Consider the following 15359-nt stretch of genomic DNA (forward strand, 5'->3'; position numbering starts at 1 on the left):
TGGAGCAACACGCCAGCATTATCCCACCCCACTCATCGCATCGCCCAGATGGAAAATTGGCAGATACATTGCCACCACCAACGTACCGATAATTCCTCCAGTAATGACCAGCAACGCCGGTTCCAGTAAGGCGGCAAGGTTATCTGCCAGCGCCAGCGTGTTATCCGATGATGATGGGCAAGATTCTCCAGCATGAGATCCAGCGACCCAGATGTCTCTCCTGTCCTCACTAACTGCAAACAGAGCGGGCTAAACTCCCCCGCATTTTTTAGCGCCAGCCAGATGGGGTGACCGTTACTGATATCATGCTGAATTTGTGTCAGAAGTTGCGCCCAGTACGGGCAGCGCATCGTCTCCCTGACGCTCTCCACTCCCTGCAAAAAAGTAATCCCTGCACTTTGTGTCAGCGCCAGAATCGTAAAGATCTGCGTGAGTTTTTGTCCCCGCATCAGGGCTCCCATTATCGGGATGCGTAATAACCATTTCTGCCGCGCAATAAGCCAGGTAGGGCGACGCATCAGCAGTTTGTTGGCTATCGCCAGCAGAAAGCCGAGCACTATCAGCAGCCAGCCCCATTTGCCACTAAAGTCTGCCAGCGTCATGATCCCCTGCGTTAGTGCCGGTAGTGGGGTGTTAAAGGTTTTATAGATAGCAGCAAACTCCGGCAGAACAAAATGCAGCATTGCCACAACCACCATGATTGCCATCGCTAAAATGATGATGGGATAACGCAACGCTGATTTCACTTTGTCGGCCAACTGGCGCTGGGCTTTTTGTTGACGCGCCAGTTCAAAACAGCATTCATCCAGCTTACCGGTCACTTCCCCCGTGCGGATCATCGCCTGATAGAGCGGCGGAAATACCTCTGACCAGGGTAATAAGGCACTGGAAAAGGCAATGCCCTGTTCGAGATCGTGCGCCAGCGATTGCAACAATGCCTGCCATTGCTTACTTGGATGCTGTTCAGCCAGCAGTGCCAGCCCTTCAGAAAGCGTTAACCCGGCTTTAAGTAGCGTCGCCAGTTGATGAATGACTTCCGCGCTTTTATCTCCTCGCCAATGCGCAGAATTGATGGCGATTCGCTTCAGGCTTAGTGGGGTAACCCTTTGCTGCTGTAGAGCCAAAAGCAGCAAAGCACGGCTCTCTGACCATTGCATCCCATCTTGCGCATTGCCGTCGCCGGTTATGCCATGCCATCGCCAGAGTTGCTTATTCGCCATGTGGCATCCCCAGCACGCGGATTAACTCTTCAAAGGTGGTTAAGCCTTGTTCCACGGCCAGGCAGCCGTTTTCAAAAAGTGTGCGCATACCTGTCCGCCTGGCGTGCGTTTCCAGCGATTCAACTTCAGTATTAGAGGAAATAAGCTGGCGTATGGCTGGTGTAATGGGCAGGACTTCAAACAAGGCGGTACGACCATAAAAACCGTGGTAGCAATGTTCACAACCCAGTGCCTGCCAGCGGGACAGCGGAGATGACCATACATTGTCCGGAAGGCGGATCGGTTCCCCTTGCTGCTGGCGGCAATGCGGACAAAGTTTACGTACCAGGCGCTGGGCTATTACCAGAGTGAGGGCCGACGAGAGCATCCAGCGAGCAACGCCCATTTGCTGTAAACGCACCAGCGTTTCGCAGGTGGAGTTGGTGTGTAGCGTGGACAATACCAGATGACCCGTTTGCGCGGCTTTAATGGCAATTTCTGCCGTTTCGCCATCGCGGATCTCTCCGATCATGATGACGTCAGGATCCTGGCGCAATAACGCACGCAAAACGCCCTGAAAGGTGAGTCCGGCACGCGGATGGATTTGTGTCTGGTTTAGCCCGGCGATGGGGATCTCAACCGGATCTTCCACGCTGCAAATATTAATATCGGCGGTATTCAGCGTTTGCAGTGCGCTATACAGCGTGACTGTTTTGCCGCTGCCGGTAGGGCCAGTTACCAGCACCAGTCCCTGTGGTTGCTGCAAGGCGTGGGTAAAGTCCGTCAGTTGTGATGGTTGCATTCCCAGCGTGTTGACATCCAGCGCCTGGTCCACCTGCTGTAACAACCGTAATACCACCTTTTCACCGCCGCGACATGGCAAGGTAGCAATACGAAATGAGACGGCGTTCCCGGCCAGTTCGACAGTGAATTGCCCGTCCTGCGGCAGGCGATGTTCCGCAATATCCAGGCTTCCCAGCACTTTTAACCTGGCGGTTAAAGCGACTCCGGCATCCAGTGAAACATCAGGTAAAGGATGCAGCACGCCGTCGATACGCAAGCGGATGTGATAGATATTGTCCGCTGGTTCGATATGAATATCTGACGCGCGTTGTTCCAGTGCAGATTGCAACGTATGAGCCAGCAATTCTGCTTTAGGCTGATGTTTCTCCTGAACGGCTACGGGCAATGTCTGTTGTTTGCGACTGGCGTGACCTTCCATCTGTTGGCGCGTCCAGCAGGTGATCTCAATACGTTTGGTGGTAGCGAAATGCAATGCGTCCAGCAACTCATGTGAGGGGGCATCGACCACCGCAACATGAACCACTTCTTCGCTGGCATCCAGTAAGACCCCCTGGTAACGCAAACACAGGGCGGTGAGCTGTGAAATATTCATCGCCGCTCCTTAGTTGGCGTCATCAAAGCGGAAGACATCTTCGCAGGCTTGCTGCAATGCGCTGTCACTTTGAATATTGCAGTTGCGCGTCCAGCCGGTGACACCGTTAGCGTTATCCCAACCGGGTGTCATAACGATGCTTAGCCCATTGAGACTCTCTTGCCCGGTCAGCGACACCACGCCCTTTGCCACACTCATGGCTGAAACATAGCGGGTGGTGGTAGGCGAGGGGATGCCATTGCTGCCGCCGTCGCAGGTGTCCAGTCCGCCATGTTCCAGCGCGCACAATTCTACGGCGGTACGGTAAGGCACAAAGGTTTGTAGCATGTCGGTAAGTGCGGCTTTGCGCAGGTAGTTTTGATAAGCGGGAATACCAATGGCGCTTAAAATGGCAATGATGCCAATAACCACCATCAGTTCGATAAGTGTAAAACCGCGTTGCTTGTCCATCTGTCTCGCTCCTTGATTTGGTTGGCGCTACTTTGGCAAACGCCATCAGCACAGGCGAGGGGCAAAAAACGAAACGGGAAGGCGGCTTCCGAGGTTTTTTATTACGTTGCAGCGAAAGACAAGAAATTTGCGAGGCGTTACGAAGAAAGTTGGGGAAGGGGAGATTATCCGCCCGCGATGGAGCGGATAAATCTGTCAGCAATTAGCGAAAACGCATTGAAAGATCGAGTGCCTGTACGTGTTTAGTTAGCGCACCGACGGAGATAAAGTCCACGCCCGTTTCAGCAAACTCGCGTAGCGTTTTGTCGGTGACGTTGCCAGACACTTCCAGCAGCGCCTTGCCGTTGGTGCGTTTAACGGCTTTGCGCATCTGTTCTGTGTCGAAGTTATCCAGCATGATGATATCGGCACCTGCTTTCAGTGCTTCATCAAGTTCTTCCAGATTCTCGACTTCAACTTCTACTGGCGCATCCGGGTGCAGCCAGGACGCTTTTTCGACCGCCTGGCGCACTGAGCCGGAGGCAATAATATGGTTTTCTTTGATCAGGAAGGCGTCAGAAAGCCCCAGACGATGGTTAGCCCCGCCGCCGCAAAGTACCGCGTATTTCAGGGCAGAACGCAGGCCGGGTAAGGTTTTTCGCGTATCCAGCAACTGCGTATCGGTGCCTTCCAGTAACTCAACATAGTGGCGAACCTTACTGGCTACGCCAGAAAGAGTTTGTACAAAATTAAGCGCAGTACGTTCGCCGGTTAACAGCACGCGAGATGGGCCTTCGAGTTCGAAAAGGAGTTGATTGGCGTTAATGACATCACCGTCATCCACATGCCAGGTAATGGTGACATCGTCGCCTGCCAGTTGAATAAACACTTCTTCAACCCAGCGTTTACCACAAAATACGCCCTCTTCGCGGGTGATCACCGTGGCATGAGAGCGTGAATTTTCCGGTAAAAGTTTTGCCGTAATGTCGTTGTTGGCATCGACTGTTCCGCCTAAATCTTCTCGCAGCGCCTGAGCCACCGCGCCGGGGATATCGAGATTAATGCGTTCCAGCAGCTCGTCACGTCGGGTGTCAGGGTTATAGCGGCGAGGCGGCATGTTAAAACTCCAGATAGCTAACGAATCATAAGGTAGAAACATGCTACTCTGAACCGGGTATTAGCACCACATATAAGGAGATCCTGCATGTTGTTAGAACAGGGGTGGCTGGTCGGCGCGCGCCGCGTTCCCTCACCACATTACGATTGTCGCCCGGATGACGAAACTCCCACCTTGCTGGTGGTGCACAATATTAGCCTGCCGCCAGGCGAGTTTGGCGGTCCGTGGATTGATGCATTATTCACCGGAACTATTGATCCGCAGGCTCATCCCTTCTTTGCAGAGATTGCCCATTTACGCGTCTCCGCTCACTGTTTGATTCGCCGTGATGGTGAAATTGTCCAGTATGTTCCTTTCGATAAACGCGCCTGGCATGCGGGTGTTTCCGTGTATCAGGGGCGCGAACGCTGTAATGATTTCTCTATTGGGATTGAGCTGGAAGGCACTGATACGCTGGCGTATACCGATGCGCAGTATCAGCAACTGGCGGCGGTCACGCGGGCATTGATTCATCGCTATCCAGCCATTGCCAATAATATGACGGGCCATTGTGATATTGCGCCGGAGCGTAAAACCGATCCCGGCCCTGCCTTTGATTGGGCACGGTTTCGCGCCCTGGTCAGCAAGGAGACAACATGACGCTGTTTACAACCTTACTGGTGTTAATTTTCGAGCGCCTGTTTAAGTTGGGCGAGCACTGGCAGCTTGATCACCGCCTCGAGGCGTTTTTCCGTCGGGTGAAACATTTTTCGCTGGGGCGCACATTAGGGATGACCATTATCGCGATGGGGGCGACCTTTTTACTGTTGCGCGCGTTGCATGGGTTATTGTTCAACGTCCCGACGCTGGTGGTGTGGCTGTTGATTGGTTTGTTGTGTATTGGCGCAGGAAAAGTTCGTCTCCATTATCATGCTTATCTGACCGCAGCTTCTCGTAACGACAGCCATGCCCGTTCCACGATGGCTGGCGAGTTAACCATGATTCATGGCGTCCCCGCAGGCTGCGATGAGCGTGAGTTTTTGCGTGAACTGCAAAATGCCCTGTTGTGGATTAACTTTCGTTTTTACCTTGCGCCACTGTTCTGGCTAATTGTAGGCGGTATCTGGGGACCCGTTACCCTGATGGGCTATGCATTCTTGCGTGCATGGCAATACTGGCTGGCGCGCTACCAGACGCCGCATCATCGCTTACAGTCGGGGGTTGATGCCGTGCTTCATGTAGTGGATTGGGTGCCAGTTCGCCTTGCGGGCGTAGTTTATGCCTTGATTGGTCACGGTGAGAAAGCGTTACCAGCCTGGTTTGCTTCACTGACCGATTTCCACACATCGCAATACCAGGTACTAACGCGTCTGGCACAGTTCTCACTGGCGCGTGAACCGCATGTCGATAAGGTTGAGACACCGAAAGCAGCGGTTTCAATGGCGAAGAAAACCTCGTTCGTGGTTGTGGTGGTGATTGCGCTACTGACGATTTACGGGACATTGGTGTAAATATTGCTGCCCTCACCCAGAACGGGTGAGGGCGTAGAGAGATTAATGTGCTTTTACGGCTTTTGCGGTTTTCTCTTTGAACAGATAACCGATACCTAACACAACCAGCCATACCGGGATCAGGTAAACCGAAATCGCCATCCCCGGCGTCATCAGCATTATCACCAGTACCGCCGCCATAAACAGCAGGCAGATCCAGTTACCCAGCGGATAGAGCAGGGCAGGGAAACGAGTTACCACACCTTGTTCTTGCTTAGCGCGACGGAACTTCATATGTGCCAGGCTAATCATCGCCCAGTTAATAACCAGTGCAGAAACCACCAGCGCCATTAACAGTCCGAAAGCGGACTCTGGGGCAAGGTAGTTAATCAGTACGCACAATGCCGTAACCAGCGCAGATACCAGAATGGTATTTACTGGTACGCCGCGTTTATCGACGGAAGCGAGCATTTTCGGTGCGTTACCCTGTTGTGCCAGACCGAACAGCATACGGCTGTTGCAATATACGCAGCTGTTGTACACGGAGAGCGCAGCCGTCAGTACCACGATGTTCAGCGCATTTGCCACAAAGGTATCGCCTAACTCGTGGAAGATCAGCACAAACGGGCTGGTGTCAGCGGTAACGCGTGTCCACGGCATCAGTGAGAGCAGAACGGCTAACGAACCAATGTAGAAAATCAGGATGCGGTAGATAACCTGATTAGTTGCTTTCGGGATGCTTTGCTCCGGGTTATCAGCTTCTGCAGCGGTGATCCCCACCAGTTCCAGACCACCGAACGAGAACATGATAATCGCCATCATCATCACCAGCCCGGTGAAGCCGTGCGGCAGGAAGCCACCTTGAGCCCACAGGTTGCTAACGGTCGCCTGCGGGCCGCCGTTGCCGCTGAACAGCAGCCAGCCGCCGAAGATGATCATCGCTACCACCGCGATAACTTTGATAATGGCAAACCAGAACTCCATCTCGCCAAACACTTTTACGTTGGTCAGGTTGATGGCGTTGATCACCACAAAGAACACGGCGGCAGAAGCCCAGGTGGGGATTTCTGGATACCAGAACTGAATGTATTTGCCGACAGCCGTAAGTTCTGCCATGGCAACTAAAACGTACAGTACCCAATAGTTCCAGCCAGAAGCGAATCCGGCAAAGCTGCCCCAGTATTTATAAGCAAAGTGGCTGAAGGAGCCTGCGACAGGTTCTTCGACCACCATTTCACCTAGCTGACGCATGATCAGAAAGGCGATAAAACCTGCAATGGCATAACCCAGGATAATCCCTGGCCCTGCGGACTGTATTACGGAGGCGCTTCCCAGGAATAGCCCGGTTCCTATTGCGCCACCCAGCGCGATAAGCTGAATATGGCGGTTTTTAAGGCCGCGCTTTAGCTGCTCGCCGTGCTGTTGACCTTCCATCATGAAACCTCGTGCGGTGATTGTTTTTTTGATCTACGCAATGATGCGTGTGTAAGTTTGCAATTCCGTTTGTTGTATTAATTTGTTTACATTAAGGACGTTTGAATTGTTACAAAAAGACTTCCGTCAGATCAAGAATAATGGTATGCGGCAGCGAATGCACCCGCTTTATGCATGGTTGAAGATGAGTTGCTTAAAAAGGAACCGTTTGTAAAGATCAGCCTCAAATCCGCTCAATATATAAAATGAATATAAATTCATTTTAATTGAATTAAAAATCGAAAAATTGGTAAGTGAATCGGTTCAATTCGGATTTTTATAGTTTAATAATCGTTAAAAAATCACTTTCCTACGTAAAGTCTACATTTGTGCATAGTTACAATTTTGAAACGTTATATATGTCAAGTTGTTAAAATGTGCGCAGTTTCATGATTTCAATCAAAACCTGTATGGACATAAGGTGAATACTTTGTTACTTTAGCGTCACAGACATGAAATTGGTAAGACCAATTGACTTCGGCAAGTGGCTTAAGACAGGAACTCATGGCCTACAGCAAAATCCGCCAACCAAAACTCTCCGATGTGATTGAGCAGCAACTGGAGTTTTTGATCCTCGAAGGCACTCTCCGCCCGGGCGAAAAACTCCCACCGGAACGCGAACTGGCAAAACAGTTCGATGTATCCCGTCCCTCATTGCGTGAGGCGATTCAACGTCTCGAAGCGAAGGGCTTGTTGCTTCGTCGCCAGGGTGGCGGCACGTTTGTTCAGAGCAGCCTCTGGCAAAGCTTCAGCGATCCGCTGGTGGAGCTGCTCTCCGACCATCCTGAATCACAGTATGACTTGCTCGAAACACGACACGCCCTGGAAGGTATCGCCGCTTATTACGCCGCGCTGCGTAGTACCGATGAAGACAAGGAACGCATCCGTGAACTCCACCACGCCATAGAACTGGCGCAGCAGTCTGGCGATCTGGACGCGGAATCAAACGCCGTACTCCAGTATCAGATTGCCGTCACCGAAGCGGCCCACAATGTGGTTTTGCTTCATCTGCTAAGGTGTATGGAGCCGATGTTGGCCCAGAATGTCCGTCAGAACTTCGAATTGCTCTATTCGCGTCGCGAGATGCTGCCGCTGGTGAGTAGTCACCGCACCCGCATATTTGAAGCGATTATGGCCGGTAAGCCGGAAGAAGCGCGCGAAGCATCGCATCGCCATCTGGCCTTTATCGAAGAAATTTTGCTCGACAGAAGCCGTGAAGAGAGTCGCCGTGAGCGTTCTCTGCGCCGTCTGGAGCAACGAAAGAATTAGTGATTTTTCTGGTAAAAATTATCCAGAAGATGTTGTAAATCAAGCGCATATAAAAGCGCGGCAACTAAACGTAGAACCTGTCTTATTGGGCTTTCCGGCGAGAGTTCAATGGGACAGGTTCCAGAAAACTCAACGTTATTAGATAGATAAGGAATAACCCATGTCAGAACGTTTCCCAAATGACGTGGATCCGATCGAAACTCGCGACTGGCTCCAGGCGATCGAATCGGTCATCCGTGAAGAAGGTGTTGAGCGTGCTCAGTATCTGATCGACCAACTGCTTGCTGAAGCCCGCAAAGGCGGTGTCAACGTAGCCGCAGGCACCGGTATCAGCAACTACATCAACACCATCCCCGTTGAAGAACAACCGGAGTATCCGGGTAATCTGGAACTGGAACGTCGTATTCGTTCAGCTATCCGCTGGAACGCCATCATGACGGTTCTGCGTGCGTCGAAAAAAGACCTCGAACTGGGCGGCCACATGGCGTCCTTCCAGTCTTCCGCAACCATTTATGATGTGTGCTTTAACCACTTCTTCCGTGCACGTAACGAGCAGGATGGCGGCGACCTGGTTTACTTCCAGGGCCACATCTCCCCGGGCGTTTACGCACGTGCTTTCCTGGAAGGTCGTCTGACTCAAGAGCAGCTGGATAACTTCCGTCAGGAAGTTCACGGCAATGGCCTCTCTTCCTATCCGCACCCGAAACTGATGCCGGAATTCTGGCAGTTCCCGACCGTATCTATGGGTCTGGGTCCGATTGGTGCTATTTACCAGGCTAAATTCCTGAAATATCTGGAACACCGTGGCCTGAAAGATACCTCTAAACAGACCGTTTACGCGTTCCTCGGCGACGGTGAAATGGACGAACCGGAATCCAAAGGTGCGATCACCATCGCTACCCGTGAAAAACTGGATAACCTGGTCTTCGTTATCAACTGTAACCTGCAGCGTCTTGACGGCCCGGTCACCGGTAACGGCAAGATCATCAACGAACTGGAAGGCATCTTCGAAGGTGCTGGCTGGAACGTGATCAAAGTGATGTGGGGTAGCCGTTGGGATGAACTGCTGCGTAAAGATACCAGCGGTAAACTGATCCAGCTGATGAACGAAACCGTTGACGGCGACTACCAGACCTTCAAATCGAAAGATGGCGCGTACGTTCGTGAACACTTCTTCGGTAAATATCCTGAAACCGCAGCCCTGGTTGCAGACTGGACTGACGAGCAGATCTGGGCGCTGAACCGTGGTGGTCACGATCCGAAGAAAATCTACGCTGCATTCAAGAAAGCGCAGGAAACCAAAGGCAAAGCGACAGTAATCCTTGCTCATACCATTAAAGGTTACGGCATGGGCGACGCGGCTGAAGGTAAAAACATCGCGCACCAGGTTAAGAAAATGAACATGGACGGCGTGCGTCACATCCGCGACCGTTTCAATGTGCCGGTGTCTGATGCAGATATCGAAAAACTGCCGTACATCACCTTCCCGGAAGGTTCTGAAGAGCATACCTATCTGCACGCACAGCGTCAGAAACTGCACGGTTATCTGCCAAGCCGCCAGCCGAACTTCACCGAGAAGCTGGAGCTGCCGAGCCTGCAAGACTTCGGTGCGCTGCTGGAAGAGCAGAGCAAAGAGATCTCTACCACTATCGCTTTCGTTCGTGCCCTGAACGTGATGCTGAAGAACAAGTCGATCAAAGACAGGCTTGTGCCGATCATCGCCGACGAAGCGCGTACTTTCGGTATGGAAGGTCTGTTCCGTCAGATTGGTATTTACAGCCCGAACGGTCAGCAGTACACCCCGCAGGACCGCGAGCAGGTTGCTTACTATAAAGAAGACGAGAAAGGTCAGATTTTGCAGGAAGGGATCAACGAGCTGGGCGCAGGTTGTTCCTGGCTGGCAGCGGCGACCTCTTACAGCACCAACAATCTGCCGATGATTCCGTTCTACATCTATTACTCGATGTTCGGCTTCCAGCGTATCGGCGATCTGTGCTGGGCGGCTGGCGACCAGCAAGCGCGTGGCTTCCTGATCGGCGGTACTTCCGGCCGTACCACCCTGAACGGTGAAGGTCTGCAGCACGAAGATGGTCACAGCCACATTCAGTCGCTGACTATCCCGAACTGTATCTCTTACGACCCGGCTTACGCTTACGAAGTTGCTGTCATCATGCATGACGGTCTGGAGCGTATGTACGGTGAAAAACAAGAGAACGTTTACTACTACATCACCACGCTGAACGAAAACTACCACATGCCGGCAATGCCGGAAGGTGCTGAGGAAGGTATCCGTAAAGGTATCTACAAACTCGAAACCATTGAAGGTAGCAAAGGTAAAGTTCAGCTGCTGGGCTCCGGTTCTATCCTGCGTCACGTCCGTGAAGCAGCACAGATCCTGGCGAAAGAGTACGGCGTAGGTTCTGACGTTTATAGCGTGACCTCCTTCACCGAACTGGCGCGTGATGGTCAGGATTGTGAACGCTGGAACATGCTGCACCCGCTGGAAACTCCGCGCGTTCCGTATATCGCTCAGGTGATGAACGACGCTCCGGCAGTGGCATCTACCGACTATATGAAACTGTTCGCTGAGCAGGTCCGTACTTACGTACCGGCTGACGACTACCGCGTACTGGGTACTGATGGCTTCGGTCGTTCCGACAGCCGTGAGAACCTGCGTCACCACTTCGAAGTTGATGCTTCCTACGTGGTTGTAGCGGCGCTGGGCGAACTGGCTAAACGTGGCGAAATCGATAAGAAAGTGGTTGCTGACGCAATCGCCAAATTCAACATCGATGCAGATAAAGTTAACCCGCGTCTGGCGTAAGAGGTAAAAGAATAATGGCTATCGAAATCAAAGTACCGGACATCGGGGCTGATGAAGTTGAAATCACCGAGATCCTGGTCAAAGTGGGCGACAAAGTTGAAGCCGAACAGTCGCTGATCACCGTAGAAGGCGACAAAGCCTCTATGGAAGTTCCGTCTCCGCAGGCGGGTATCGTTAAAGAGATCAAAGTCTCTGTTGGCGATAAAACCCAGACCGGCGCACTGATTATGATTTTCGATTCCGCCGACGGTGCAGCAGACGCTGCACCTGCTCAGGCAGAAGAGAAGAAAGAAGCAGCTCCGGCAGCAGTACCCGCGGCTGCGGCAGCAAAAGACGTTAACGTTCCGGATATCGGCAGCGACGAAGTTGAAGTGACCGAAATCCTGGTGAAAGTGGGCGACAAAGTTGAAGCTGAGCAGTCGCTGATCACCGTAGAAGGCGACAAAGCTTCTATGGAAGTTCCGGCTCCGTTTGCTGGCACCGTGAAAGAGATCAAAGTGAACGTGGGTGACAAAGTGTCTACCGGCTCGCTGATTATGGTCTTCGAAGTCGCGGGTGCAGCAGGCGCGGCAGCTCCAGCAGCTAAACAGGAAGCGGCTCCGGCAGCAGCACCAGCGGCTGCAGCTGGCGTGAAAGAAGTTAACGTTCCGGATATCGGTGGTGACGAAGTTGAAGTGACCGAAGTGATGGTGAAAGTGGGCGACAAAGTTGCCGCTGAACAGTCACTGATCACCGTAGAAGGCGACAAAGCTTCTATGGAAGTTCCGGCTCCGTTTGCTGGCGTCGTGAAGGAACTGAAAGTCAACGTTGGCGATAAAGTGAAAACTGGTTCGCTGATTATGATCTTCGAAGTTGAAGGCGCAGCGCCTGCGGCAGCTCCAGCGAAACAGGAAGCGGCAGCGCCGGCTCCGGCAGCAAAAGCTGAAGCCCCGGCAGCAGCACCGGCTGCGAAAGCCGAAGGCAAATCTGAATTTGCTGAAAACGACGCTTACGTTCACGCGACTCCGCTGATCCGCCGTCTGGCACGCGAATTCGGCGTTAACCTGGCGAAAGTGAAGGGCACTGGCCGTAAAGGTCGTATTCTGCGCGAAGACGTTCAGGCTTACGTGAAAGAAGCTATCAAACGTGCAGAAGCGGCTCCGGCAGCGACTGGCGGCGGTATCCCTGGCATGTTGCCGTGGCCGAAGGTGGACTTCAGCAAGTTTGGTGAAATCGAAGAAGTGGAACTGGGCCGCATTCAGAAAATTTCTGGTGCTAACCTGAGCCGTAACTGGGTGATGATCCCGCACGTTACCCACTTCGACAAAACTGATATCACCGAGCTGGAAGCGTTCCGTAAACAGCAGAACGAAGAAGCAGCGAAACGTAAGCTGGATGTGAAGATAACCCCAGTTGTCTTCATCATGAAAGCCGTTGCTGCAGCTCTTGAGCAGATGCCTCGCTTCAACAGTTCGCTGTCGGAAGACGGTCAGCGTCTGACCCTGAAGAAATACATCAACATCGGTGTGGCGGTGGATACCCCGAACGGTCTGGTTGTTCCGGTATTCAAAGACGTCAACAAGAAAGGCATCATCGAGCTGTCTCGCGAGCTGATGACTATTTCTAAGAAAGCGCGTGACGGTAAGCTGACTGCGGGCGAAATGCAGGGCGGTTGCTTTACCATCTCCAGCATCGGCGGCCTGGGTACTACCCACTTCGCGCCGATTGTGAATGCGCCGGAAGTGGCTATCCTCGGCGTTTCCAAGTCCGCGATGGAGCCGGTGTGGAATGGTAAAGAGTTCGTGCCGCGTCTGATGCTGCCGATTTCTCTCTCCTTCGACCACCGCGTGATCGACGGTGCTGATGGTGCCCGTTTCATTACCATCATTAACAACACGCTGTCTGATATTCGCCGTCTGGTGATGTAAATAAAAGAGCCGGCCCAACGGCCGGCTTTTTTCTGGTAATCTCATGAATGTATTGAGATTATTAGCGAATAGACAAATCGGTTGCCGTTTGTTGTTTAAAAATTGTTAACAATTTTGTAAAATACCGACGGATAGAACGACCCGGTGGTGGTTAGGGTATTACTTCACATACCCTATGGATTTCTGGGTGCAGCAAGGTAGCAAGCGCCAGAATCCCCAGGAGCTTACATAAGTAAGTGACTGGGGTGAGGGCGTGAAGCTAACGCCGCTGCGGCCTGAAAGACGACGGGTATGACCGCCGGAGATAAATATATAGAGGTCATGATGAGTACTGAAATCAAAACTCAGGTCGTGGTACTTGGGGCAGGCCCCGCAGGTTACTCCGCTGCCTTCCGTTGCGCTGATTTAGGTCTGGAAACCGTAATCGTAGAACGTTACAACACCCTTGGTGGTGTTTGCCTGAACGTCGGCTGTATCCCTTCTAAAGCACTGCTGCACGTAGCAAAAGTTATCGAAGAAGCCAAAGCGCTGGCTGAACACGGTATCGTCTTCGGCGAACCGAAAACCGATATCGACAAGATTCGTACCTGGAAAGAGAAAGTGATCAATCAGCTGACCGGTGGTCTGGCTGGTATGGCGAAAGGCCGCAAAGTCAAAGTGGTCAACGGTCTGGGTAAATTTACCGGGGCTAACACCCTGGAAGTTGAAGGTGAGAACGGTAAAACAGTGATCAACTTCGACAACGCGATCATCGCGGCGGGTTCTCGCCCGATCCAACTGCCGTTTATTCCGCATGAAGATCCGCGTATTTGGGACTCCACTGATGCTCTGGAACTGAAAGAAGTACCAGAACGTCTGCTGGTTATGGGTGGCGGTATCATCGGTCTGGAAATGGGGACCGTATACCACGCGCTGGGTTCACAGATTGACGTGGTTGAAATGTTCGACCAGGTTATCCCGGCGGCGGACAAAGACATCGTTAAAGTCTTCACCAAGCGTATCAGCAAGAAATTCAACCTGATGCTGGAAACCAAAGTTACCGCCGTTGAAGCGAAAGAAGACGGTATTTATGTGACGATGGAAGGCAAAAAAGCACCGGCTGAACCGCAGCGTTACGACGCCGTGCTGGTAGCGATTGGTCGTGTGCCGAACGGTAAAAACCTCGACGCAGGCAAAGCTGGCGTGGAAGTTGACGACCGTGGTTTCATCCGCGTTGACAAACAGCTGCGTACCAACGTACCGCACATCTTTGCTATCGGCGATATCGTCGGTCAGCCGATGCTGGCACACAAAGGTGTTCACGAAGGTCACGTTGCCGCTGAAGTTATCGCAGGTCAAAAACACTACTTCGATCCGAAAGTTATCCCGTCTATCGCGTACACCGAACCAGAAGTTGCATGGGTAGGGCTGACCGAGAAAGAAGCGAAAGAGAAAGGCATCAGTTACGAAACCGCCACCTTCCCGTGGGCTGCATCTGGCCGTGCTATTGCTTCCGACTGCGCAGACGGTATGACCAAGCTGATTTTCGACAAAGAATCTCACCGTGTGATCGGTGGCGCGATTGTCGGTACCAACGGCGGCGAGCTGCTGGGTGAAATCGGTCTGGCGATCGAAATGGGTTGTGACGCTGAAGACATCGCGCTGACCATCCACGCGCACCCGACTCTGCACGAGTCTGTGGGCCTGGCAGCAGAAGTATTCGAAGGTAGCATCACCGACCTGCCGAACCCGAAAGCGAAGAAGAAGTAATTCTTCTTGTGCCGGAACATCCGGTAAATTAAGAAGCGGCTGACCAGGCCGCTTCAGATTGTTGATAAAGTGCTCGTTGTTGATGCCGGATGCGGCGTGAACGCCTTATTCGACCTACAAAATCATGCAAATTCAATATATTGCAGGAGCTATGTAGGCCCGATAAACTTGCGTATCGGGAAATTCGATGTTTGTCATCAGTCTTAAGCGGCTAACTACGCCGCTTTTTTTATGCCTGCAATTTACCTTTCCAGTCTCCTTGTTCCACGCTCAGACAACCGTTCGCGTACCGCTGACCGTTGCTCATTATTCAATCGGGCAGTATGGTTATTGTCGTTCAGACGTTGCGGGCGGCTCTCCTGAATTTTCTCCCGCGCAACTTGACGCTGCTCAGGCGAGGCAGACTGGATACGCTGACGTGCTGCATCTCTTTGCTGTTGATTCTGCGGGCTAGTCTGCATTTTCTCACGGGCCGCCTGACGCTGCTCAGGCGAGGCCGACTGGATACGCTGACGCGCCGCCTCTCT

Annotated in this window: 10 protein-coding genes and 2 pseudogenes; 6 read left to right on the forward strand and 6 right to left on the reverse strand. The window is 52.4% G+C overall.

Features of this window, described 5'->3' with window-relative positions:
* Window positions 1-18: 18 nt before the first annotated feature.
* The 4 genes and pseudogenes from hofC to nadC all read right to left on the reverse strand — a co-directional run bounded on the left by hofC (window position 19) and on the right by nadC (window position 4141).
* A pseudogene (gene hofC, locus D9734_RS01805) lies at window positions 19-1220 on the reverse strand (protein transport protein HofC).
* Window positions 1210-2595: a type II secretion system protein GspE gene (gene gspE / locus D9734_RS01810; protein WP_130204938.1), complete on the reverse strand. Its 1386-nt coding sequence runs from the start codon at window positions 2593-2595 to the stop codon at window positions 1210-1212. The pseudogene hofC and the gene gspE overlap by 11 nt, the downstream one beginning before the upstream one ends.
* A gap of 9 nt (window positions 2596-2604) precedes the next feature.
* The gene (gene ppdD / locus D9734_RS01815; protein ID WP_130204940.1) at window positions 2605-3045 is read right to left on the reverse strand and encodes a prepilin peptidase-dependent pilin; all 441 of its coding nucleotides are present in this window, start codon (window positions 3043-3045) and stop codon (window positions 2605-2607) included.
* A 202-nt stretch (window positions 3046-3247) separates the two neighbouring features.
* Window positions 3248-4141, reverse strand: coding sequence for a carboxylating nicotinate-nucleotide diphosphorylase (nadC, locus tag D9734_RS01820; protein ID WP_130204942.1), 894 nt, complete (start codon window positions 4139-4141; stop codon window positions 3248-3250).
* An 87-nt stretch (window positions 4142-4228) separates the two neighbouring features.
* Here nadC and ampD point away from each other — a divergent pair, with 87 nt between their 5' ends.
* Both ampD and ampE read left to right on the forward strand, forming a co-directional pair.
* Window positions 4229-4780 (forward strand): 1,6-anhydro-N-acetylmuramyl-L-alanine amidase AmpD, encoded by a 552-nt coding sequence (gene ampD / locus D9734_RS01825; RefSeq protein WP_130204944.1) that lies wholly within the window; start codon window positions 4229-4231, stop codon window positions 4778-4780.
* Window positions 4777-5631, forward strand: coding sequence for a beta-lactamase regulator AmpE (ampE, locus tag D9734_RS01830; RefSeq protein WP_000171986.1), 855 nt, complete (start codon window positions 4777-4779; stop codon window positions 5629-5631). The genes ampD and ampE overlap by 4 nt, the downstream gene beginning before the upstream one ends.
* 42 nt (window positions 5632-5673) lie before the next feature.
* Here ampE and aroP read toward each other — a convergent pair whose 3' ends face one another.
* The gene (aroP, locus tag D9734_RS01835; protein ID WP_165383261.1) at window positions 5674-7047 is read right to left on the reverse strand and encodes an aromatic amino acid transporter AroP; all 1374 of its coding nucleotides are present in this window, start codon (window positions 7045-7047) and stop codon (window positions 5674-5676) included.
* Window positions 7048-7587: 540 nt separating this feature from the next.
* Between aroP and pdhR the strand changes: the two genes are divergently transcribed.
* The 4 genes from pdhR to lpdA all read left to right on the forward strand — a co-directional run bounded on the left by pdhR (window position 7588) and on the right by lpdA (window position 14832).
* A complete protein-coding gene (pdhR, locus tag D9734_RS01840) occupies window positions 7588-8352 on the forward strand; it encodes a pyruvate dehydrogenase complex transcriptional repressor PdhR (protein WP_000331776.1) in 765 nt (254 codons plus the stop codon).
* Window positions 8353-8512: 160 nt separating this feature from the next.
* Window positions 8513-11176, forward strand: coding sequence for a pyruvate dehydrogenase (acetyl-transferring), homodimeric type (gene aceE, locus D9734_RS01845; protein ID WP_130204947.1), 2664 nt, complete (start codon window positions 8513-8515; stop codon window positions 11174-11176).
* Between the two features lie 14 nt (window positions 11177-11190).
* The gene (gene aceF / locus D9734_RS01850; protein ID WP_130204949.1) at window positions 11191-13083 is read left to right on the forward strand and encodes a pyruvate dehydrogenase complex dihydrolipoyllysine-residue acetyltransferase; all 1893 of its coding nucleotides are present in this window, start codon (window positions 11191-11193) and stop codon (window positions 13081-13083) included.
* 324 nt (window positions 13084-13407) lie between these two features.
* Complete coding sequence (gene lpdA, locus D9734_RS01855; RefSeq protein ID WP_130205068.1) at window positions 13408-14832, forward strand: dihydrolipoyl dehydrogenase; 1425 nt, start codon at window positions 13408-13410, stop codon at window positions 14830-14832.
* 242 nt (window positions 14833-15074) lie between these two features.
* On the opposite strand, the pseudogene D9734_RS23450 reads toward lpdA, so the two are convergent.
* Window positions 15075-15359 (reverse strand): annotated as a pseudogene (locus D9734_RS23450) (DUF3300 domain-containing protein); the annotation flags it as partial.

It is taken from the genome of Escherichia sp. E14S1, assembly GCF_004211995.1.
Classification (GTDB): domain Bacteria; phylum Pseudomonadota; class Gammaproteobacteria; order Enterobacterales; family Enterobacteriaceae; genus Escherichia.